Origin of the sequence: Streptomyces sp. NPDC005648 (assembly GCF_040605395.1) — a bacterium.
Taxonomy (GTDB): Bacteria; Actinomycetota; Actinomycetes; order Streptomycetales; family Streptomycetaceae; genus Streptomyces.
The window spans coordinates 1-19,960 of sequence record NZ_JBEXCS010000115.1; the positions used below are offsets into that span (position 1 = coordinate 1).

20 protein-coding genes are annotated in these 19,960 nt (G+C 72.7%); 11 read left to right on the top strand and 9 right to left on the bottom strand.

Annotated elements, in window-relative coordinates:
• The first annotated feature begins 47 nt into the window (after nt 1-47).
• Nucleotides 48-680: a DedA family protein gene (locus ABZT17_RS39840; protein WP_356356799.1), complete on the top strand. Its 633-nt coding sequence runs from the start codon at nt 48-50 to the stop codon at nt 678-680.
• Between the two features lie 11 nt (nt 681-691).
• Here the strand turns inward: ABZT17_RS39840 and ABZT17_RS39845 are convergent, their stop codons facing one another.
• The gene (locus tag ABZT17_RS39845; RefSeq protein ID WP_356356801.1) at nt 692-1,222 is read right to left on the bottom strand and encodes a gamma carbonic anhydrase family protein; all 531 of its coding nucleotides are present in this window, start codon (nt 1,220-1,222) and stop codon (nt 692-694) included.
• 109 nt (nt 1,223-1,331) lie between these two features.
• On the opposite strand from ABZT17_RS39845, the gene ABZT17_RS39850 reads away from it, so the two are divergent.
• Nucleotides 1,332-2,096, top strand: coding sequence for an acyltransferase (locus ABZT17_RS39850; protein ID WP_356356755.1), 765 nt, complete (start codon nt 1,332-1,334; stop codon nt 2,094-2,096).
• A gap of 13 nt (nt 2,097-2,109) precedes the next feature.
• On the opposite strand, the gene ABZT17_RS39855 is transcribed toward ABZT17_RS39850, so the two are convergent.
• The gene (locus ABZT17_RS39855) at nt 2,110-2,967 is read right to left on the bottom strand and encodes a DMT family transporter (RefSeq protein ID WP_356356757.1); all 858 of its coding nucleotides are present in this window, start codon (nt 2,965-2,967) and stop codon (nt 2,110-2,112) included.
• 114 nt (nt 2,968-3,081) lie between these two features.
• Here ABZT17_RS39855 and ABZT17_RS39860 point away from each other — a divergent pair, with 114 nt between their 5' ends.
• A complete protein-coding gene (locus ABZT17_RS39860; RefSeq protein WP_356356759.1) occupies nt 3,082-3,654 on the top strand; it encodes an XRE family transcriptional regulator in 573 nt (190 codons plus the stop codon).
• 22 nt (nt 3,655-3,676) lie between these two features.
• The gene (locus ABZT17_RS39865; RefSeq protein WP_356356761.1) at nt 3,677-4,234 is read left to right on the top strand and encodes a YbaK/EbsC family protein; all 558 of its coding nucleotides are present in this window, start codon (nt 3,677-3,679) and stop codon (nt 4,232-4,234) included.
• 27 nt (nt 4,235-4,261) lie between these two features.
• On the opposite strand, the gene ABZT17_RS39870 is transcribed toward ABZT17_RS39865, so the two are convergent.
• Together ABZT17_RS39870 and ABZT17_RS39875 are read right to left on the bottom strand one after the other, a co-directional pair.
• A complete protein-coding gene (locus tag ABZT17_RS39870) occupies nt 4,262-5,482 on the bottom strand; it encodes a 4-hydroxybenzoate 3-monooxygenase (RefSeq protein WP_356356763.1) in 1,221 nt (406 codons plus the stop codon).
• Nucleotides 5,483-5,695: 213 nt separating this feature from the next.
• A complete protein-coding gene (locus ABZT17_RS39875) occupies nt 5,696-6,103 on the bottom strand; it encodes a CoA-binding protein (protein ID WP_356356764.1) in 408 nt (135 codons plus the stop codon).
• A gap of 210 nt (nt 6,104-6,313) precedes the next feature.
• Here ABZT17_RS39875 and ABZT17_RS39880 point away from each other — a divergent pair, with 210 nt between their 5' ends.
• Complete coding sequence (locus ABZT17_RS39880) at nt 6,314-7,078, top strand: hypothetical protein (RefSeq protein ID WP_356356765.1); 765 nt, start codon at nt 6,314-6,316, stop codon at nt 7,076-7,078.
• Nucleotides 7,075-7,632, top strand: a complete 558-nt coding sequence (locus ABZT17_RS39885) for a histidine phosphatase family protein (protein ID WP_356356767.1) — start codon at nt 7,075-7,077, stop codon at nt 7,630-7,632. The genes ABZT17_RS39880 and ABZT17_RS39885 overlap by 4 nt, the downstream gene beginning before the upstream one ends.
• 1 nt (nt 7,633) lies before the next feature.
• Here the strand turns inward: ABZT17_RS39885 and ABZT17_RS39890 are convergent, their stop codons facing one another.
• A complete protein-coding gene (locus ABZT17_RS39890; protein ID WP_356356769.1) occupies nt 7,634-9,625 on the bottom strand; it encodes an amino acid transporter in 1,992 nt (663 codons plus the stop codon).
• Nucleotides 9,626-9,824: 199 nt separating this feature from the next.
• On the opposite strand from ABZT17_RS39890, the gene ABZT17_RS39895 reads away from it, so the two are divergent.
• The 3 genes from ABZT17_RS39895 (at nt 9,825) to ABZT17_RS39905 (ending at nt 15,135) form a co-directional block, all read left to right on the top strand.
• Nucleotides 9,825-10,451, top strand: coding sequence for a YigZ family protein (locus tag ABZT17_RS39895; protein ID WP_356356771.1), 627 nt, complete (start codon nt 9,825-9,827; stop codon nt 10,449-10,451).
• Nucleotides 10,452-10,558: 107 nt separating this feature from the next.
• Nucleotides 10,559-11,722: an exonuclease SbcCD subunit D gene (locus tag ABZT17_RS39900; RefSeq protein ID WP_356356773.1), complete on the top strand. Its 1,164-nt coding sequence runs from the start codon at nt 10,559-10,561 to the stop codon at nt 11,720-11,722.
• On the top strand, nt 11,719-15,135 hold the full coding sequence (locus tag ABZT17_RS39905; RefSeq protein WP_356356775.1) for an SMC family ATPase: 3,417 nt from the start codon (nt 11,719-11,721) through the stop codon (nt 15,133-15,135). The genes ABZT17_RS39900 and ABZT17_RS39905 overlap by 4 nt, the downstream gene beginning before the upstream one ends.
• Here ABZT17_RS39905 and ABZT17_RS39910 read toward each other — a convergent pair.
• Nucleotides 15,129-15,575: an Lrp/AsnC family transcriptional regulator gene (locus tag ABZT17_RS39910; protein ID WP_356356777.1), complete on the bottom strand. Its 447-nt coding sequence runs from the start codon at nt 15,573-15,575 to the stop codon at nt 15,129-15,131. The genes ABZT17_RS39905 and ABZT17_RS39910 overlap by 7 nt on opposite strands.
• 94 nt (nt 15,576-15,669) lie before the next feature.
• Here ABZT17_RS39910 and ABZT17_RS39915 point away from each other — a divergent pair, with 94 nt between their 5' ends.
• Nucleotides 15,670-16,176: a rhodanese-like domain-containing protein gene (locus tag ABZT17_RS39915; RefSeq protein ID WP_356356779.1), complete on the top strand. Its 507-nt coding sequence runs from the start codon at nt 15,670-15,672 to the stop codon at nt 16,174-16,176.
• 16 nt (nt 16,177-16,192) lie between these two features.
• Here ABZT17_RS39915 and ABZT17_RS39920 read toward each other — a convergent pair whose 3' ends face one another.
• Nucleotides 16,193-16,978 (bottom strand): ATP-grasp domain-containing protein, encoded by a 786-nt coding sequence (locus ABZT17_RS39920; protein ID WP_356356781.1) that lies wholly within the window; start codon nt 16,976-16,978, stop codon nt 16,193-16,195.
• Between the two features lie 78 nt (nt 16,979-17,056).
• Here ABZT17_RS39920 and ABZT17_RS39925 point away from each other — a divergent pair, with 78 nt between their 5' ends.
• Nucleotides 17,057-17,575 (top strand): immunity 21 family protein, encoded by a 519-nt coding sequence (locus ABZT17_RS39925; RefSeq protein WP_356356783.1) that lies wholly within the window; start codon nt 17,057-17,059, stop codon nt 17,573-17,575.
• A 121-nt stretch (nt 17,576-17,696) separates the two neighbouring features.
• Here ABZT17_RS39925 and ABZT17_RS39930 read toward each other — a convergent pair whose 3' ends face one another.
• The gene (locus tag ABZT17_RS39930) at nt 17,697-19,388 is read right to left on the bottom strand and encodes a DUF885 domain-containing protein (RefSeq protein WP_356356785.1); all 1,692 of its coding nucleotides are present in this window, start codon (nt 19,386-19,388) and stop codon (nt 17,697-17,699) included.
• A 32-nt stretch (nt 19,389-19,420) separates the two neighbouring features.
• The gene (locus ABZT17_RS39935) at nt 19,421-19,912 is read right to left on the bottom strand and encodes an Lrp/AsnC family transcriptional regulator (protein ID WP_356356787.1); all 492 of its coding nucleotides are present in this window, start codon (nt 19,910-19,912) and stop codon (nt 19,421-19,423) included.
• Nucleotides 19,913-19,960: the final 48 nt, after the last annotated feature.

Consider the following 19,960-nt stretch of genomic DNA (forward strand, 5'->3'; position numbering starts at 1 on the left):
GCCGGGAACAGGGACCGGCAAGGGTCATGAACCGGGAGGAACCGGCGTTGCACGTCCAGGAGTGGCTCGACACCGTGCCCGCGGCGGCCGTCTACGCCGTGGTGGCGCTGGTCATCGGTCTGGAGAGCCTGGGCGTCCCGCTGCCGGGCGAGATCGTCCTGGTCTCGGCGGCCCTGATGTCCTCCCAGCACTCCGGAATCAACCCGATCGTCCTGGGCGTGTGCGCGACGGCGGGCGCGGTCGTCGGCGACTCCATCGGCTACGCGATCGGCCGCAAGGGCGGCCGGCCGTTGCTGGCCTGGCTGGCCCGGAAGTTCCCGAGACACTTCAGCGAGGGCCATGTCGCCACGGCGGAGAAGTCCTTCGAGAAGTGGGGCATGTGGGCGGTCTTCTTCGGCCGCTTCATCGCCCTGCTGCGGATCTTCGCCGGACCGCTCGCGGGTGTGCTCCACATGCCGTACTGGAAGTTCCTGACCGCCAACGTCCTCGGCGGCATCTGCTGGGCGGGCGGCACCACCGCGGTCGTCTACTACGTCGGAATCGTCGCCGAGGACTGGCTGAAGCGGTTCTCGTACGTGGGGCTGGCGGCGGCGGTGCTGGTCGGTCTGACGTCGATGCTGGTCATCAGGCGGCGGGCGAAGGGCGCTTCGCGGGAGCCGGAGAAGGTTGCGGCCGAGTAGTCGGTGCGGGTCTACCGTTCGTGGATTTCGTTGTGGGCCTTGGCCAGATCCGCGTAGAGGGTGCCGTTCAGGGTGACCCCCTGCCGTTCTTCCTCCGTCAGCTCCCGCTTGACCTTCGCCGGCACTCCTGCCACCAGTGAACCCGGCGGCACCCGCATGCCCTGCGGCACCAGCGCCTGCGCGGCGACCAGTGACCCCGCCCCGATCACCGCGCCGTTCAGCACGGTCGCGCCCATTCCGATGAGGCAGTCGTCCTCGACCGTCGCGCCGTGGACGACCGCGTTGTGCCCCACCGACACCCGCTCCCCGACGCGTACCGGGAAGCCGGGGTCGGCATGGAGGGTGCAGTTGTCCTGGATGTTGGCCTGGGCGCCTACGAAGATCCGCTCGACGTCGCCGCGCAGTACGGCGCCGTACCAGACGCTCGCCCCCGCCTCGACGGTCACGTCCCCGATCACCGACGCCGTGGGCGCCACGAACGCCTCCCCGTCGATCTTCGGCTCCCGCCCGCCGATCCCCGTGATCAACGCCTTGCGCGTCATCGCCCTCTCCTTGTCTGTGGACACACTCCGCACCGTACGCCACCCGGTAGGGCGAAGATCACAAGCCCTCGGCCTCATACGGCGAGCGAACGCTCAGTACGGTGACACCGTGCCGAAGCGCAAGAACACGTTCTCATCCTGGCGGCGAAGCCTGACGCAGCGCGCCGTCCACGCGGGCTGGGCGTGGGTGCAGCGCACCGGTTCGGTGACGGCCGACCACCCCGGCCGCTTCCGCTTCGGTTCGATCGGCGAGGCCACCCGGCTGGCGTTCCCGCTCGGCACGGTCTTCGGAGAGCCGTGGATCCACCTGGGTTCCCACTGCATCGTCGGCGAACAGGTCACCCTCACCGCCGGCCTCATGCCCGACCTCGACCTCGGCCCCGACCCCATCCTCCGCATCGGCGACGGCGTCGTCCTGGGCCGCGGCAGCCATGTCATCGCCGACACCACGGTGACGATCGGCAGCGACTGCTACTTCGGGCCGTACGTCTATGTCACTTCAACAAATCACTCCTACGACGATCCGCACCAGCCCATCGGCAAGCAGTGGCCGCGCATGGAGCCCGTGGAGATCGGCCCGGGCTGCTGGATCGGCACCGGCGCGGTGATCCTGCCCGGGGCGAGGATCGGGCGGAACGTGGTGGTGGCCGCGGGGGCGGTCGTACGAGGTGTGGTGCCGGACCATGCGGTGGTCGCGGGCGCGCCCGCCCGGGTCGTACGGCGCTGGACGGACGGTGCGGGCTGGCAGCCGCCGCTCAGGACGCCCGCACCGGTGCCGATACCCGACGGAACCACTTCCGAACAGCTGTGGGCGCTGTCGAAGTTGGACGAGGAGGCGGTGGCGAGGCTCGCGGAACTGGAGGCCGAGGCCTGATCCGCGTCACGCCTCAGCCCGTCGCCAGCAGCAGAGTGCCGACCAGGGCGAGGCCCGCGCCCGCCGCCTGGATGCCTCTCAGGCGCTCCCGCAGGACGCCGCGGGCGGCCAGCGCCGTCACCACCGGGTAGAGCGACGCGAGTACGGCGGCTACCGTGACGGGGCCGTGCTGGGCGGCGACCGAGTAGGTGCCGTTGGCCGCGACGTCGGCGAGGCCGACGAAGGCCAGGGCCGGCAGGGAGGCCCAGGGAAAGCCGCTCTCCGGGAGGGCGGGGGCGCCCCGCTTGATGGACACGTACAGGGCGGCGCCGCCCGCGGCCACGTTCGTCAGCCGCTGGACGAAGAGGGCGAGGAACAGTCCGGTGACCGTGGTGGAGGCCTCCGCGATCAGCGCGAACACGGTGCCGAAGCCGAGCGCCGCGACGAGGGTGAGCAGGACGGCCCGGCGTTGGACGGCGGCGCCGCCCAGCTGCGGGCCGCCCGCGAGCACCACACCGGTGACGGCGACCGCGATCCCCACGGCCTGCGTCAGGCCCGGCCGCTCGCCCAGAAAGAGGCCCACGGCCACCGGGACCGCCACGCTCAGCGTCGCGAGCGGGGAGACGACACCCATCGGACCCAGTGCGAGCGCCTGGTAGAAGGAGATCATCGCCACCGGCCCCGCGAGGCCGGCCGCGAACGCGAACCACAGGCGTGGGCCGGCCTCGCTCCAGCCGCCCGTGACCGCCACGACCGCGCCGAGCACCACCGCGGCGACCGTCTGCGAGACCACGACCACCGTGAGCGCCGGGACGCGCCGGGTCAGCAGTCCGCCGCCGAAGTCGGCCAGGCCCCACAACAGGCTGGTGGCCAGGGCGAAGAGTGCTGTCACGGCTCGCCTCGCAGTACAGTTCGATGAACGATCGGGTTCATCACACAGTAGTTCAGTGAAGTGAACCGTGTCATCCATAATATTGGCCTCGACTCGCAAGGGCATGGACGGAACGTGTCGGATCTCGATCTGCTGACCCAGTCACTGGCGCGCAACGTCAAACGCTGGCGCAACGAGCGCGGCTTCACGCTGGACACCCTGGCCGCCCGGGCCGGGGTCAGCCGCGGCATGCTCATCCAGATCGAGCAGGCCCGCACCAACCCGAGCATCGGCACGGTCGTCAAGATCGGTGACGCGCTCGGGGTCAGCGTCACCACCCTGCTCGACTACGAGCAGGGCCCGAAGGTGCGGATCGTCCCCTCCGACCAGGCGGTGCGGCTGTGGCACACCGACGCGGGCAGCTACAGCCGGCTGCTCGTGGGCACCGAGGCGCCCGGCCCGCTGGAGATGTGGGAGTGGCGGCTGATGCCGGGGGAGGGCAGCGCCTCGGACCCGCACCCCGTCGGCACGGTCGAGCTCGCCCATGTGACCGAGGGCGAGCTGACCCTCACCGTGGAGGGCGCGGAGCACCGGGTTCCGGCCGGCGCCAGCGTCACCTTCGAGGCCGCCGCCCCCCACAGCTACGACAACCAGGGCACCGTCCCCGTGGAGTTCGTGCTGGCCGTCTCCGTACCGCCCGTGCGCTGAGCCCCTTTGTTAGCGTGCGGCCATGCGCGCACCCATCGGAGACTTCGCCACCGCCCTCCCCGCCCCCGACGCCCTCGGCGAACTGATCGGCCCGGTCGCCGGCGCCGTACGCCGGTGGACCGGCAGCGTTCCCGCCGAGCAGATCGTCTGGGTCGACACCGACCCGCAGTGGGCGGACACCGCCGTCTTCGTGGAGCACTACGGGCGGGAACTGCTGGAGCGGTCGGCGAACTGTGTGGTCGTGGCGGGCAGGCGGGGCGGTGAGACGACACTCGCCGCGTGTCTCGTCCTCTCCACGACCCGGGTCGACGTCAACGGCGTGGTGCGCCGCCAACTCGGCGCCCGCAAGGCCTCGTTCGCGTCCATGGACACGGCGACCGGGGAGACCGGCATGGAGTACGGCGGTATCACCCCGGTGGGACTTCCGGACGGCTGGCCGGTGTTGGTGGACTCGGCCGTGGTCGACCTGCCGTATGTCCTGGTGGGCAGCGGACTGCGGCGCGGCAAACTGCTGGTCCCGGGCAAGGCGTTCGCGGAACTGCCGGGTGCGGTGGTGCTGGAGGGACTGGGCGTGGCCTGACGGTGTCAGGACGGCGGCCCGGGGGCGTCAGGGCATCGGCCCGGTGCCGAGGTACTGCTCGGCGAACGCGACCGCGGCGGACGGAGACGCGAAGAGGCGCCGCAGCCGGGCCAGTGTGGTGCCCGCCCGGTGGGCGTCCCCCGACGAGGCGCCGTGATACACCTCCGACAGCCACTGCGAGAACTCCTGGTAGTCCCAGACGCGGGCGAGGCAGGCCTCCGAGTAGCCGTTCAGACCGGCGGGTTCACCCTTGGTGAGGTACTCCACGAGCCCGTCGCCGAGCAGGAACGCGTCGTGCAGGGCGAGGTTCATGCCCTTGGCCGCGATGGGAGCGGTCAGATGGGCCGCGTCCCCGGCGAGGAAGAGACGGCCGAACACCATGGGTTCGACGACGTGGTTGTGCATGTCGAGGACGCGCTTCTCGATGAGCCGGCCCTCGGTGAGCGGCGGCCGGTCGTCGGCGCCCAGACGCTCCTGGAGTTCGGCCCAGACCCTGTCGTGCGGCCAGTCCTCGGGGTCGTCGCCGGGCGGGCACTGGAGGTAGTAGCGGGTGACCTCGGGGCTGCGGGCCATGTGCCCGGCGAAACCGCACGGATGGATGCCGAACACCACGCAGTCGCTGGACGGCGGTGCCTCGGCGAGCAGCGCCAGCCAGCCGACGCCGTAGTCCTGGCGGGCGATCCGCGCGCTCTTCGGCAGCACGGTCCGGGTCACCCCGCGTGCCCCGTCGCAGCCGGCCACGAACTCGCAGCGCACCAGCTCCCGTCGGCCCGTTCCCGGGTCGGTGTACGACACCGCCGGGTGGTCCGAGTCCAGCCCGTGCAGCTGGACGTCCCGGACCCCGAACCGGATGGCCCCACCGCGCGCATCCGCATACTCCCGCACCAGGTCCGTCACCAGCAACGGCTGCGGACAGACGAAGTGGTGATGCCCCGTCAGCTCGTGGTACGCGAGCCGGTGGCGCCGGTTGTCGAAGCGGAACTCGCACTCGGTGTGCCGCTGCGCCCGCTCCAACAGGACGTCCGCCAGCCCGCGTCGCTCCAGACCGCGGACCGCCCACTCCTCCAGGACCCCGGCGCGGGGCCGCTGTTCGATGAACTCACGTGTCTCCGCCTCCAGGACCAGACAGTCGACCGAGGCGGCCCGCAGGATGTTGCCGAGGGTGAGACCGGCGGGCCCGGCGCCCACGATCACCACCGGAAGGCGCTGCGGGGACGGTGAGTCGGCGTGGGGGGTCGCGAAGGTCACCCGACCATTATGACGGTGACCCGTCAGCCACGGCACGGACGCCGGGGCCGACTGGCCAGGTCACAAAGGGGGTCAGTGTGCCGGGGCGTCGGTGACCACGAGCAGGACGTCCCACCACAGCGCGATGTCACCCTGCCCGCCGAAGCCGCCCTGCCAGGAGATCAGCCCACAGCAGTCGGCCGAGCACCGCGGAAACCGGTTGTGACCAGGGCCCTAGCCGAGCTTCGGTATCTCGATCGCGGGGCAGCGGTCCATGACCATCTCCAGGCCCGCCGCGCGCGTACGCTCGTACGCCGCCTCGTCGATCACGTCGAGCTGGAACCAGACGGCTTTCGCGCCCTTCGCGACCGCCTCGTCGGCGACCGGCCCGGCGAGGTCGCTGTTGACGAACACGTCCACCACGTCGACGTCGAAGGGGATGTCGGCCAGGGAGGCGTACCCCTGCTCGCCGTGGACCGTCTCCGCCTTGGGGTGGACCGGCACGACACGCTTGCCGTAGCGCTGCAGCACCTGCGCGACGCCGTACGCGGCGCGCCCGCGATTGGACGACAGGCCCACCACGGCCCAGGTGTCGCCGAGCTCGGTGAGGATCCTGCGGACCGTTGCCTCGTCGCCGTACACCCGGGCCTCCCTGCGCCTCGTGGAAGTGCTGTCGAGACCCTCAACCGCCGGGCGCGCACGAGGATTCCCCACCACCCGGCGCCGCGGTACCGTCCGGACAGTCCGCGCGTCGGCCCCGGCGTGGGTGGGGGCGCGTCGCGCGGGTGCCGCACCCTGACATCACTCCCGCGCCCTGTCGAATTCCGTCGCCGTGTCCGGAATCCGTGCCGGATGCCTGCGGCCGGCCGTCCGCCCGCCTACGCTCACCTCGTGCTGCGCATCACCGACGCCCGAACCGGCCAGCCCGTCGACGCCGCCCCGGCCCGCCGGGGGCTCACCCGTGTCGAGGTCCATGTGGCCGGTCTCGACCCGGGCGCCCTGCGGGTGCTGCTCGTCGCCGACACGCTCGTACGTGCCCTGGAGCTCGGCGGCACCCCGGTGTGGGGCGTGCTGACCAGCGGGCGGCAGCGGGCGGAACTCCAGGCGGAGGCCGCCGCCCTGGGCATACGGCCCTTCGAGGACAGCCGGGACGTGGGGTCCGGTCTGGGCGAGGCCCAGGTCATCCATGTGGTGGCGGAGGACGGCGCGACCCCCGACGGTGTGCGCGTCGCCGTGGCCCCCCTCGAACCCGGGGCGCCGAACGCGCCGACGGACACGGACCCCGCCGCCCTGCGCCTGGCCCTGCTCACCCAGCCGCGCACCGCGCCGGCCCGGCTCGACGCAGCCGCCCTGAGCGAGGCCCAGGCCACCCTCGGCCGCTGGCGGGCCGCCGTCGCCGCCTGGGCACGGCAGCCGTCCCGGCCCATCCCCGACGAGGCCCGCGCAAGGCTCCGTACCGCCTGGGAGGACGACCTGGACATCCCCACCGTGCTCAACGCCCTGACCTGGGTGGAGACTTCGCCCGACCTGCCGGAGGGCGCCCGCTTCGAGACGTACGCCTACGCCGACCGGATCCTCGGCCTCGACCTCACCCGCGACCTCGGGACGCCGGCATGACCGCCCGTATGGGAGCGGGCCCGTTGCGCCGCCTGGTCGTCCTCAGACACGCCAAGTCCGCCTGGCCGCCGGGCGTCCCGGACCACGAGCGCCCGCTCGCGCCACGCGGCCTCCGGGACGCCCCGGAAGCCGGCCGCGCCCTCGCCGAGAACGACTGCCTGCCCGACCTCGCCCTGTGCTCCACCGCCGTACGCGCCCGGCAGACCTGGGAGCTGGCCGCGGCCCAGTGGGGCACCCCGCCGCCGGTGCGCCGCGATCCGAGGCTGTACGCCGCCGACGTGCCCGACCTGCTGGCGGCCGTGCACGAGGTGTCGCCCGAGGTCGAGACGCTGCTGCTGGTCGGGCACAACCCCGGTCTGGAGGACCTCGTCCTGGAACTCGCCGGGGACAGCCTCGACGACACGCTGGACGAGGTGCGCACGAAGTTCCCCACCTCGGCGATCGCGGTACTGGCCTGGCACGGCACCACGTGGCGCCGGCTCGTCCCCGGCACGGCGCTCCTGACGAGCGTGATCGTGCCGAGGGGCAGGAAGGGCGGCGGGAAGAGGGGCTGAGTCAGCCCACGTGCACACGTGGCCGTCGTTCGGGATCCGGCTCGGCGCGCCGCAGCACCTCACGGGTGACCGGCGCGACCTCGCCGTCCCCGAACACCAGGAAGCGGATCAGATGGCTGACCGGGTTGCCCTCGGTCCAGCTGAAGTAGGCGTTCGGCACCGTGCCGGTGCGGTCGCGCAGGGCCAGCAGGACGGCGGCGATGGTGTTCGGCACGGTCGGCCCCTGCACCCGCAGCCGCCGCACCCCGTGCTTCTCGTCGCCGTGCACGGTGATGTCCGAGGTGAAGTCGGACGAGTCACGGACGAAGACCTCGAGGAAGAGCAGGGGGCTGTCCTCCGGGATGTGGGTGTGGGCCCGCTGGTCGTGCTCCTTGGCCCGGTACTCCCTGGTGCTGTGCTCCTGCGGCTCGTTGGCGATCAGCCGCAGCGCGCCGCTGCTCGCGGCCTCCGTCACGAACCGCACCGCCGTCTCGTCCAACGTCACCTCGGCGGCCCGCAGTTCGAACGCCCGCCGCACCCGCGAGCCGAACGACGTCACCAGGATCGCCACGATGAAGATCGCCGCGATCTTGATGCCGTCCGGCCGCTCCAGGACGTTCGCCACCGTGGTGTAGGCGAACACCGCGGTGATCGCCCCGAAGCCGGCGGTCGCGGCCCGGTGACCCCGCTTGTGCACGGCCACCGTCGAGGCGAACGACGCGGACAGCATCAGCACCAGCACCCCGGTCGCGTACGCCCCGCTCTGCGCGTCCACACTCGCGTCGAACCACAGCGTGATGCCGACCGCGGCCACCATGAAGACGAGCACCAGGGGGCGTACGGCCCGCGTCCACTCGGGCGCCATGCCGTAGCGCGGCAGATAGCGCGGTACGAGGTTGAGCAGACCGGCGAGCGCGGAGGCGCCCGCGAACCACAGGATGGCGATCGTCGAGATGTCGTACACCGTGCCGAAGGCCTCGCCCAGACGCTGGTGCGCGAGGTAGGCGAGGGCGCGCCCGTTCGCCGGGCCGCCGCTCCTGAACGCGTCCTGCGGGATCAGGATCGTCGTCGCCAGGCTGGAGAGCAGCAGGAAGCAGCTCATGATCACGGCGGCCGTGGTGAGCAGCCTGCGGGTCTCCCGGACACGGCCCGTCGGCTTGGCGTACGTGTCCGTCGCGTCACCCTCGACCTGCGGCATCACCGCCACTCCGGTCTCGAAGCCGGACATGCCGAGCGCCAGCTTCGGGAAGACGAGGAGCGCCACGCCGACCATCGCGAGCGGCGAGGAGTGCTCGGCGGTCAGCGCGTCCGTCCAGTCACCGATCCTCACCGGGTGGCTGAGCACCTCCCAGGCGGACACGGCGAGCACGACGACATTCAGGGTGAGATACGTCCCCACCAGCACCACGGCGATCCCGATGGCCTCCCGGAACCCCTTCAGGAACACCGCGCCGAGCGCACCGACCAGGGCGAGGGTGATCCAGAGGTTCCCGCCCTCCATCCAGTGCGGGGCGAAGGGGTTCTCCACGACATGCGCGGCGGCGTCCGCGGCCGACAGGGTGATGGTGATCAGGAAGTCCGTGGCCGCGAACCCGAGCAGCACCAGGACGAAGATCTTCCCCGACCACCACGACAGCAGCCGCTCCAGCATGGCGATCGAGCCCTCGCCGTGCGGGCTCTCGTGCGCCACCCGGCGGTAGACCGGCAGCGCGCCGAGCAGGGTCAGCGCGATCAGCACCAGGGTCGCGACGGGGGAGAGCAGACCGGCGGCGAGCGCGGCGATGCCCGGCTGGTAGCCGAGGGTGGAGAAGTAGTCGACACCGGTGAGACACATCACCCGCCACCACTTGTGGCCCTTGTGCTCGGCCCGGGGTGTGGCGTGCGGTCCCGGATGGCGGGCCGACTGCTCGCTCAGCCCTTCCAGCAGCCATGCCCGGAAACGGGCCTTGGCGGGGGCGGGCGCGACATCGCCCGGGCCGGTCGCGCCCGGGCTCTCCACCTCGGTGCCGGTCATGCGGTGATCTCCAGGAGGACGTCATGGCCGTGGGGCCGTACGGACAAGGCGTTGCGGGGACAGCGTTCGCGCGGACTGCGAGGTGCGGACCGCGAGGTGCGGACTGCGAGGTGCGGACAACGAGGAGCGAGTATCCATGACATCCTCACCCCCACCACCGGCGGGGGGCGACCCCGCAAGGGCCGCATAGGCTGGGCGGATGCAGGACGAGTACCGCACGGTCGCCCACGCGGGCGTGCACGAGACCGAGGTCAACCGCTCCCGCTTCCTGTGCGCCCTCGCCCCGGCGGCCACCGAGCAGGAGGCGCAGGACTTCATCGCGGGTATCCGCAAGGAGCACGCCGACGCCACCCACAACTGCTGGGCCTACGTCATCGGCGCCGAGGCCTCCACCCAGAAGGCCGGCGACGACGGCGAGCCGAGCGGCACCGCCGGCGTCCCCATGCTCCAGATGCTGCTGCGCCGCGACATGAGGTACGTCGTCGCCGTCGTCACCCGCTACTACGGCGGCGTCAAACTCGGCGCGGGCGGCCTCATCAGGGCGTACGGCGGCGCCGTGGGCGAGGCCCTGGACACCCTCGGCACCCTCACCCGCCGCCGTTTCCGCCTCGCCACGGTCACCGTCGACCACCAGCGCGCCGGGAGGGTCCAGAACGACCTGCGGGCGACGGGACGCGAGGTGCGTGATGTGCGTTACGGCGAGGCCGTCACCATCGAGATCGGCCTGCCGGACGCCGATGTGGCCGCCTTCCGTGCCTGGTTGGCGGACGCGACGGCGGGAACGGCCCGGTTCGAACTGGGCGGAGAAACCTACGGAGACGCATGACGTTCATCGCGAATCGGGCGTAACGGACCGGTACGGGACGGCTCATGACGGGCCGATACGGGAGTAACCACCCGTGATGTCAGACCCGGCCGTTAGGGTCGGGGATCATGAGGCTGCTGCACACTTCCGACTGGCATCTCGGCCGGGCGTTCCACCGGGTGAACATGCTCGGGGCCCAGGCCGGGTTCATCGGCCACCTCGTCACGACCGTGCGTGAGCGCGGTGTGGACGCGGTGGTCGTGTCGGGGGACGTGTACGACCGGGCGGTGCCGCCGCTGGCCGCGGTCGAGCTGTTCGACGACGCCCTGCACCGGCTCGCCGCCCTCGGTGTGCCCACGATGATGATCTCCGGGAACCACGACTCGGCCCGTCGACTGGGCGTCGGCGCCGGACTCATCGGCCGTGCGGGCATCCATCTGCGCACCGAGCCCGCGGCGTGCGGCACTCCGGTGGTGCTGGCCGACGAGCACGGGGACGTCGCCTTCTACGGTCTGCCCTATCTCGAACCCGCCCTGGTCAAGGACGAGTTCGGCGTCGAGAAGGCCGGCCACGAGACGGTGCTCGCCGCCGCCATGCGGCGTGTCCGCGCGGATCTCGCCACCCGCGCCCCCGGCACCCGGTCCGTCGTGCTCGCGCACGCCTTCGTCACCGGCGGTGAGGCCAGCGACAGCGAGCGCGACATCACGGTCGGCGGGGTGGCCGCCGTCCCCTCCGGCGTCTTCGACGGCGTCGACTACGCGGCGCTGGGGCATCTGCACGGCTGCCAGACCATCACCGACCGCGTCCGCTACTCCGGCTCCCCGCTGCCCTACTCCTTCTCCGAGGCCGACCACCGCAAGACCATGTGGCTCGTCGACCTCGACGCCGGGGGAGCCGTCACCGCCGAGCGCGTCGACTGCCCGGTCCCGCGTGCGCTGGCCCGTATCCGGGGCACTCTGGAGGACCTGCTCGCCGACCCCGGGCTCGCCCGGCACGAGGAGGCCTGGGTCGAGGCCACCCTCACCGACCCGGTCCGCCCGGCCGACCCCATGGCTCGCCTCACCGAGCGCTTCCCGCACACCCTCAGCCTCGCCTTCGACCCCGAGCGGGCACCGGACGACCCCGACGTGTCGTACGCCAGACGGCTCGCGGGCCGCAGCGACCAGGAGATCGCCGAGGACTTCGTCGCCCATGTGCGCGGCGCCGGGCCGGACGAGCGCGAACAGTCGGTGCTGCGGGACGCGTTCGACGCGGTGCGCGCCGACGAGGCCGTCCGGGAGGTGGCGCGGTGAGGCTGCACCGGCTGGACATCACGGCCTTCGGGCCGTTCGGCGCCTCCCAGACCGTCGACTTCGACGCCCTGTCGGCGGCCGGACTGTTCCTGCTGCACGGGCCGACCGGCGCGGGCAAGACATCCGTCCTCGACGCCGTCTGCTACGCGCTCTACGGCACCGTCCCGGGCGCCCGCCAGAGCGGCCAGGGCCTCACCCTGCGCAGCGACCACGCGGCGGCCGGCACCCGCACCGAGGTGAGGCTCGAACTGACCGTCGCCGGACGCCGGCTGGAGGTCACCCGACAGCCACCCTGGGAGCGCCCCAAGAAGGGCAACAGGGCCGGGACGACGGTCGACAAGGCCCAGAGCCGGCTGCGCGAGTACGACGCCGTGGCCGCCGCCTGGAAGGACCTCAGCCGCTCCCACCAGGAGATCGGCGAGGAGATCACCCAGCTGCTCGGCATGAGCCGCGAGCAGTTCTGCCAGGTCGTGCTGTTGCCCCAGGGCGACTTCGCGCGCTTTCTGCGCGCCGACGCCGAGGCCCGCGGCAAGCTGCTGGGCCGACTCTTCGACACCCACCGCTTCGCGGAGGTCGAGAAGCGCCTGGCCGAGCGGAGACGGGCCGCAGAGGCCCAGGTGCGCGAGGGCGACGCGGCCCTGCTGGCCGACGCGCACCGGATGCAGCAGGCGGCGGGCGGGGCCATGGAGCTGCCCGAGCTGGCGCCGGGGGAGCCGGGTCTGGCCGAGGCCGTCATCGGTGCGGCGGCGATCGCCCGCAGCACGGCCCGCGAACAGCTGACGATCGCCCACTGCCGTCTGCGGGCGATGGAGTCGGCCCAGGCCGCGGCCGAGCGGGCCCTGGGCGAGGCGCGTGAACTGGCCCGGCTCCAGGAGCGGTTCGCACAGGCCCGGGCGCGTGCCGTGCGCCTGGACGAGCACGCCGACGCCTACCGGGAGGCCCAGGCCCGCATGGAGCGGGCACGCAAGGCGGAGGCGGTCGCCCCCGCGCTGGAGCTGAGGGAGGCCGCGGAGGCGGAGCACAGAAGGGCGGCCCAGGCGGAGGCACGCGCGCGTGAGTTGCTGCGCGGGGCCTTCGGCGAGGGGCACGGGGGTTCCCGGAGCGGGGAAGCGGGCGCGTCCATGGCTGTGGGCGATCCCGGGACTGCCGGGCCCCGGGGCCCATGGGGCGGTCGCGGCGACGCCGACGGGGATGACCGCGCGCGGGAGTCGGGTCCCGGTTCGGAGACTTCGGATTCCGGTTCGGGGGCTGGTGGCGCGGTGCCGTCGGACGGCCGGTCGGGTCTGGCGGGACGGGCGGTCGGTGCCGGTTCCGCCGGTGCGGGTTCGGGTGAGCTCGGCGTCGGGTGGTTGGACGGCGGTTCGGGGACTTCGGATTCCGGTTCGGGGGCTGGTGGCGCGGTGTTGCCGGACGGCCGCGCGGGTCTGGCGGGACGGGCGGGCGACCCCGGGTCCGTCGGTGGGGGGCCGATCGAGCTCGGCCAGGGGTGGGTCGCTGTCGCTGAAGCCGGTGCCGGTGGGCTTGCGGTGGCGGCGCGGCGGGTGGTCGAGGAGCTCGGGGGGCTGGAGTCGGCTCGGCGGGGTGAGCGGCGGCTGGCCGGTCTCGTCGCGGAGCGGGCCGACCTGGACCGGCAGGAGCGGGCCGACGAGGAGGTGCTTCAGGAGGCCGGGGCATGGCTCGCCGGGTGGGAGGAGGTCCGCGCGGGGCTGCAGAGCGGCGTCGAGTCCGCCCAGGAGGCGGCCACCCGGGCCGAACAGCTGGCCGTGCAGCGGGAGCCCGCTCGCAGACGGCTCGCCGCCGCCCGGCAGCGCGACCAGTTCGCGCGGGACACCGACGACGCCCAGCGCCAGGTGACCACCGCCACGGAGGGTGCCCTGAAGGCGCGCGCGGAGTGGCTGGACATCAAGGAACAGCGGCTGAACGGCATCGCCGCCGAACTGGCCGCCCAGCTCACCGACGGCGAGCCCTGTGCGGTCTGTGGCGCGACCGAGCATCCGGCACCCGCCCGCAAGGACGCCGGGCACGTCGACCGGCACACCGAGGAACGTGCGCTCGCCGCCGCCCAGCGCGCCGACGAAGAGCGCGCCGAGGCCGAGCGCCGCCTCGGTGTCGTACAGCGGGCACTGGCGGCCGCCCAGGGCGAGGCCGGTGACGCCCCCACCGATCAACTCGCTTCAGCGGCCGAGGAGTTGGAGCGGCTGTACGCCGAGGCGCGAAGCGGCGCCTCCCTGCTGCACACCGCGAGCGAGCGACTGCGCCAGGCCGAGCAGGAGCATGAGCGGCGCGTCCTCGCCCAGCAGGAAGCCGCGGTGCGGACCGCCTCCCGGGTCGCCCGCCGTGATGCGCTGGACCGTGAACGAGCCGCCCTGGAAACGGAGTTGGCCCAGGCCCGCGGAACCGCGGCCAGCGTCTCGGCCCGCGCCGCCCAGCTGGAGCGCCGGGTCGCCCTCCTGACCGACGCCGCCGACGCCGCCCGCGCCGCCGAGGACACCGCCCAGCGCCTCAAGGACGCCGATGCCCGGCTCGCCGACGCCGCGTTCCGGGCCGGGTTCGACACCCCGCAGGCCGCGGCCGCCGCCCTCCTCGACGACACCGCCCACCGCGAACTCCAACGACGCCTGGACGCCTGGCAGTCCGAGGAGGCCGCCGTACGGGCCATGCTCGCCGAGGACGAGACCGCGGCCGCCGCCCAGCAGCCGCCCGCCGACCTCGGGGCCGCACAGCGGACGGCCACCGTGGCGGCCCAGCGGCTGCGCGACGCCGCCTCCGCCCGCGACGCGGCGGACCGGCGCTGCACCGAGCTCGACCGGCTCTCCACCCGCTCGGCCGACGGCGTACGGCGGCTGGCGCCCCTGCGCGAGGAGTACGATCGGGTGGCCCGCCTGGCCTCCCTCGCCGCGGGCACCTCCGCGGAGAACGAGCGCAGGATGCGCCTGGAGTCGTATGTCCTGGCGGCCCGTCTCGAACAGGTCGCCGCCGCCGCGACCGTACGGCTGCAGCGCATGTCGTCCGGCCGCTACACCCTGGTCCACTCCGACGACCGCTCCGGGCGCGGCCGCAGCGGCCTCGGACTGCACGTCGTCGACGCCTGGACCGGCCGCGAGCGGGACACGGCGACCCTGTCCGGCGGTGAGACCTTCTTCGCCTCCCTCGCGCTCGCCCTCGGCCTCGCCGATGTCGTCACCGACGAGGCGGGCGGCGTCCGCCTGGACACGCTCTTCATCGACGAGGGCTTCGGCAGCCTCGACGACCAGACCCTCGACGAGGTCCTCGACGTGCTCGACTCCCTGCGCGAGCGCGACCGCAGCGTCGGCATCGTCAGCCACGTCGCCGACCTGCGCCGGCGCATCCACGCCCAGCTGGAGATCGTGAAGGGCAGATCGGGGTCGACGGTCCGACAGCGAGGTCAGTGACCGAGCGGACGCCGGGGCAGCGGGGAGGAGTAGACGACGCTCGTGGTCACCGAGCCGAGCGCCCCGATCTTCCCCGACACCTCCTCCAGGTGCCGCATGGAGCGGGCGGTGACCTTGATGACGAAGCAGTCGTCGCCCGTCACGTGGTGCGCCTCCAGGATCTCGGGCGTCACCGCGACCAGGTCGTGGAACGGCTTGTAGTTGCCGTTGGGGTACCTGAGCCGTACGAATGCGAGGATCGGCAACCCGAGCCGCTCGGGGTCCACGACGGCCGCGTACCCCTGGATGACGCCGGCCTCCTCCAGCCGCCGCACCCGTTCGGTGACCGCGCTCGGCGACATGGAGACGGCCCGGGCCAGCTCGGCGAAGGTGGCCCGGCCCTCACGCTGGAGGACATCGAGAATGCGCCAGTCGGTGGCATCCGGGGAAAACGTGGTCATGCCCGAGGAATAGCAGGGGAATCCCCGGCCGATCAAGAGGATGCCCGGGGAACCCCACTTCAGAAGGCCCGGCGCCGGGCATAGATTTCCGCACATGATCTCCGACACCGCGCATCCCGACACACTGATCTCCACCACCGCGAACCCCGTGCTCCGCGTCGCGCCCGCCGCTCCGGCCGAGGCCGCCGCCTACTTCCGGGCCGGCCTCGCCTTCCACGCCGATGTCTCCGACGTGGCCGCCGCACTCGCGGCCGGCGGCGACCCCGGGTTCGTCGTGCTGGACTCCCGGTCCACCGCGTCCTGGGACCAGGGGCACATCCCCGGCGCGCTCCATCTGCCGACCGCGCTCATCCCCGAACAGGCCGAGCGGCTCCTCGACAAGGCCGTGCCGGTCGTCACCTACTGCTGGGGCCCCGGCTGCAACGGCGCCACCCGCGCCGCGCTCGCCCTCGCCGAACTCGGCTACCAGGTCAAGGAGATGCTGGGCGGCTTCGAGTACTGGGCACGCGAGGGCTTCGCCTACGAGACCTGGGAGGGCCCCCGGCGCCGCACCGCCGACCCGCTGACCGCACCGGTGGACGCCGAGGACTGCGGGTGCTGATGTGGCGACCGTCGGCTCAGTCCCGTAGCACCTCGGGAACCGGTCGCAGAAAGCGGCGGTCTGCCGGTGTGAACGCCGAGGCCGGGCCCGCCGCCCGCAGCACCACGTCCAGCGCGGCGTCCGCGCCGCAGGCGTAATGCCCGCTGGCCCAGGCGGCGTTGGCCTCGACGACCGCCCACCCGGCACCGTCGATCAGGCCGACGTCCACCACGATCGCGCTCGGCAACTCCGAGGCCGCCAACCGCCCCGCGAACGCCAGCACTTCACGACGACGAGGGTCCTCCGCCAGCGGGGCGACGTCGAGGGAACCCCGCGTCGCGTACCGGCTGCCGGTGCGGACCTCCCCGTCGAGGAGGAACAACCGGTATTCGACGGCGAACGCCACGATGTCGCTGACCAGCACGGCCTCGGTGCCGTCGACCGCGTCGGAGCCGGGCAGCCCGCTGCCGTCCGGGTAGACACGGGCGGGGAAGCTCTTGTCGTTCGGCGGCTTCACGAAGGCAGGCCGCCGCAGCTGCCGCGCCTCAGCGATCGTGGTGAACTCGACCTCCCTGTGCGTGAGTTCGTACGGCAGCCGGGCGAGCCAGTCCTGCGGCGCCTCCAGGAGCCCGAGCCCGAGGCCCCCGGCGACCGTGTCCGCGAAGAGGGGACCGGCGTAGAGCGACGCGTCTCCGCTCCACCTCTCGGGCACCCGCCAGTCGCGCAGGGTCTCGACACGCAGCGCACGACGCCGGGCCGCGTGGGCCAGGGCATCGCCGGTCTCGGTCAGGCGCGGGGAGAGAAAGAGGGTCCGGTCGCTCATGGATGTCGAGGGTGACGGATGAGGAGGGTTGGAGAACAGCGAATTTGTGCGACGACTGTGCCTGTAGGTTCTTGCGTCATGGTGCGATACGCGGATCCGGGTGGGTTGGAGTGGGTCGAGTCGGGCGGCGGCCCGCTCATAGCGGTGCCGGAGACGGTTCTGCCGTTCTGGGCGGGGGCCGACGGCGAGGAGACCGCCTCCGACTACGACCGCGCCTGCGAGGTCGACGGCATCGTCGGTCTGCTCCCCGTCGGTGACTCGGCGGCCCTGGTCCTGGGCGACGACCCCGCCGCCACCGTCTATCTGCCGGAACACTCCGTCTTCGTACGGTGGTGTGCCGCGAACTCCGAGGAGGAGCTGCTGGCCGGAGTGCCCGCCGCCCTCGCCGGCGCCGACTGGGAGACCGAGTTCGGCTGGGAAGTGCCGGGCACGGTCGTGCTGTTCGACTCGGCCTGGCCCGGCAGCGACACGGAGCGGACGGACGCCCTGAAGGTCGTACTGGAACCGGGGAGTTACACGGTCCGGGCGGCCAACGTGCAGCCGGGTCCGGAGACTTGGCTGGGCCTCGTACAGCTGCGGCGGCCCGAGCACGGATGACCACCGACGACTGCGTGCCCGCCGCGTCGGTGGCTCTTGTGCGCCACCGACGCGGCGGGCGGGCCGGATCACCGGCGCGGCCGTCAACCCGCCGGATTGCCAAAGGCGTTGAGTGACCGACTCACAACTGCGCCAGCTCGTCGACCAGGTCGTCCAGGCCCAGCGAGCCCTGTGAAAGGGCGGCCATGTGCCAGGACTTGAGGTCGAAGGTGTCGCCCTGCCGTGCGCGGGCCTTCTCGCGGCCGAGCAGCCAGGCGCGTTCGCCCAGCTTGTAGCCGATGGCCTGACCCGGCATCGAGAGGTAGCGGGTCAGCTCGCTCTCCACGAAGTCCGCAGGCCGGCTGCTGTGCGTGCCGAAGAACTCCTGCGCCAGCGCGGGCGTCCAGCGCTCCCCCGGGTGGAAGGGGGAGTCGGCCGGGATCGACAGCTCCAGGTGCATGCCGATGTCGATGATGACCCGGGCGGCCCGCATCATCTGCGCGTCCAGGTAGCCGAGGCGGCGCTCGGGTTCCGTGAGGAAGCCCAACTCGTCCATCAGCCGCTCCGCGTACAGCGCCCAGCCCTCGGCGTTGGCGCTGACCATGCCGACTCCGGCCTGGTAGCGGGAGAGGTTCTCGGCGATGTGCTTCCACTGGGCCAGCTGGAGATGGTGGCCCGGCACGCCCTCGTGGTACCAGGTGGAGACCAGGTCGTAGACGGGGAAACGGGTCTGACCCATGGTCGGCAGCCAGGTGCAGCCGGGGCGGGTGAAGTCGTCCGACGGGGGCGTGTAGTACGGCGCCGCCGCGCTGCCGGGAGGCGCGATCCGGGACTCGACGCGCCGTACCCGTTCGGCCAGGTCGAAGTGGGTGCCGTCGAGCTTCTCGATCGCCTCGTCCATCAGCGCCTGCAGCCAGCGCTGCACCTCGTCGACGCCCTCGATGTGCGTCCCGTGCTCGTCCAGATGGGCCAGCGCCACCCACGGTGTGGCCGCATCGGGCAGGATCTTCTCGGCCTCGGTCCTCATCTCGCCGAGCAGCCGGTGGTACTCGGACCAGCCGTACGCGTACGCCTCGTCCAGGTCGAGGTCCGTACCGTTGAAGTAGCGCACCCAGCGCGCGTACCGCTCGCGCCCCACCACGTCCGGCGCGCCCTCGATGGACGGCGCGTACACGTCCCGCACCCAGTCGCGCAGCACGAGCACCGCCTCGTCGGCCGCGCGGGCCGCCTCGTCCAGCTCCGACCGGAGCGCCTCGGGCCCGCCGGCCGCGTACTGTCCGAACCAGCCGTGGCCCGCGCTGTCCGCGTCGGCCCACTGGCCGAGCTGCTCGACGAAGGTGGCGGTGGCGCGCGGCCCGCCGTACAGCTTCCGCTCCAGCCCCAGGGCCAGCGAGTCGCGGTAGCCCTCCAGCGCGTCCGGCACGGCCCGCAGCCGCTCGGCGATCGCCGCCCAGTCCTCCTCCGACCGGGCCGGCGTCACCGTGAACACCTGGCGCACCGCGTGCGCGGGCGAGTGGAGATTGCTGACGGCGCGCAGTCCTTCGTCGGCCTCGTGCACGGCGAGCGAGGCGGTCAGCCGCTCGCGCAGCAGGCGCGCGCACCGGCGCTCGATGTCGTTGTCCGCGCCGGGCAGCCGTTCGGCCTCCGCCAGCCGGACCAGCGTCCGCCGCGACAGCTCCGCGAGCGCCTCCGCACCCGCGGGCGAGGTGTCGGGCAGCCTGCTCGAACTCTCCCTCACGCCGAGGAAGGTGCCGGTGATCGGGTCGAGGGCGACGAGCTCGTCGACGTAGGCGTCGGCGATCTGGCGGGGCAGCGGGCTCTTGATCTCAGACATGCCGCCATCCTCGTACGACCCCCCGCCGCCCGTCACCCCGATTGGGCCGACGACACGGGCGGAAGCAGCGGTCCGCACTCCCACTGCTGGAAGATCAACCGGGTCTCCACGCGGGCCACTTCACGGTGCGCCGTGAACTCGTCGAGCACCAGCCGCTGCAGATCGGTCATGTCCGCGACCGCCACATGGACGAGATAGTCGTCGGGCCCGGTGAGATGGAAGACGGTGCGCGACTCGGGCAGCGCCCGTATGCGCTCCACGAACGGCCCCACCAACTCCCGTCGATGCGGCCTGACCTGCACGGACAGCAGCGCTTCAAGCCCTCGGCCGAGCTTGGCCGGATCGAGCCGCAGCTGATGCCCGAGGATCACGCCCGACCGTCGCAACCGGGTCACCCGGTCGAGACAGGTCGACGGCGCGACCCCGACCAGCGCGGCGAGGTCGCGATACGTCATCCGGGCGTCGTTCTGCAGCAGCCGCAACAGATGAAGATCGACCGGGTCCAGTACGACGGATTCAGCCATTCGCCGAACGTAGCACGGCGCTGTCTCCCGATGGCCCGGTGCTTGTTC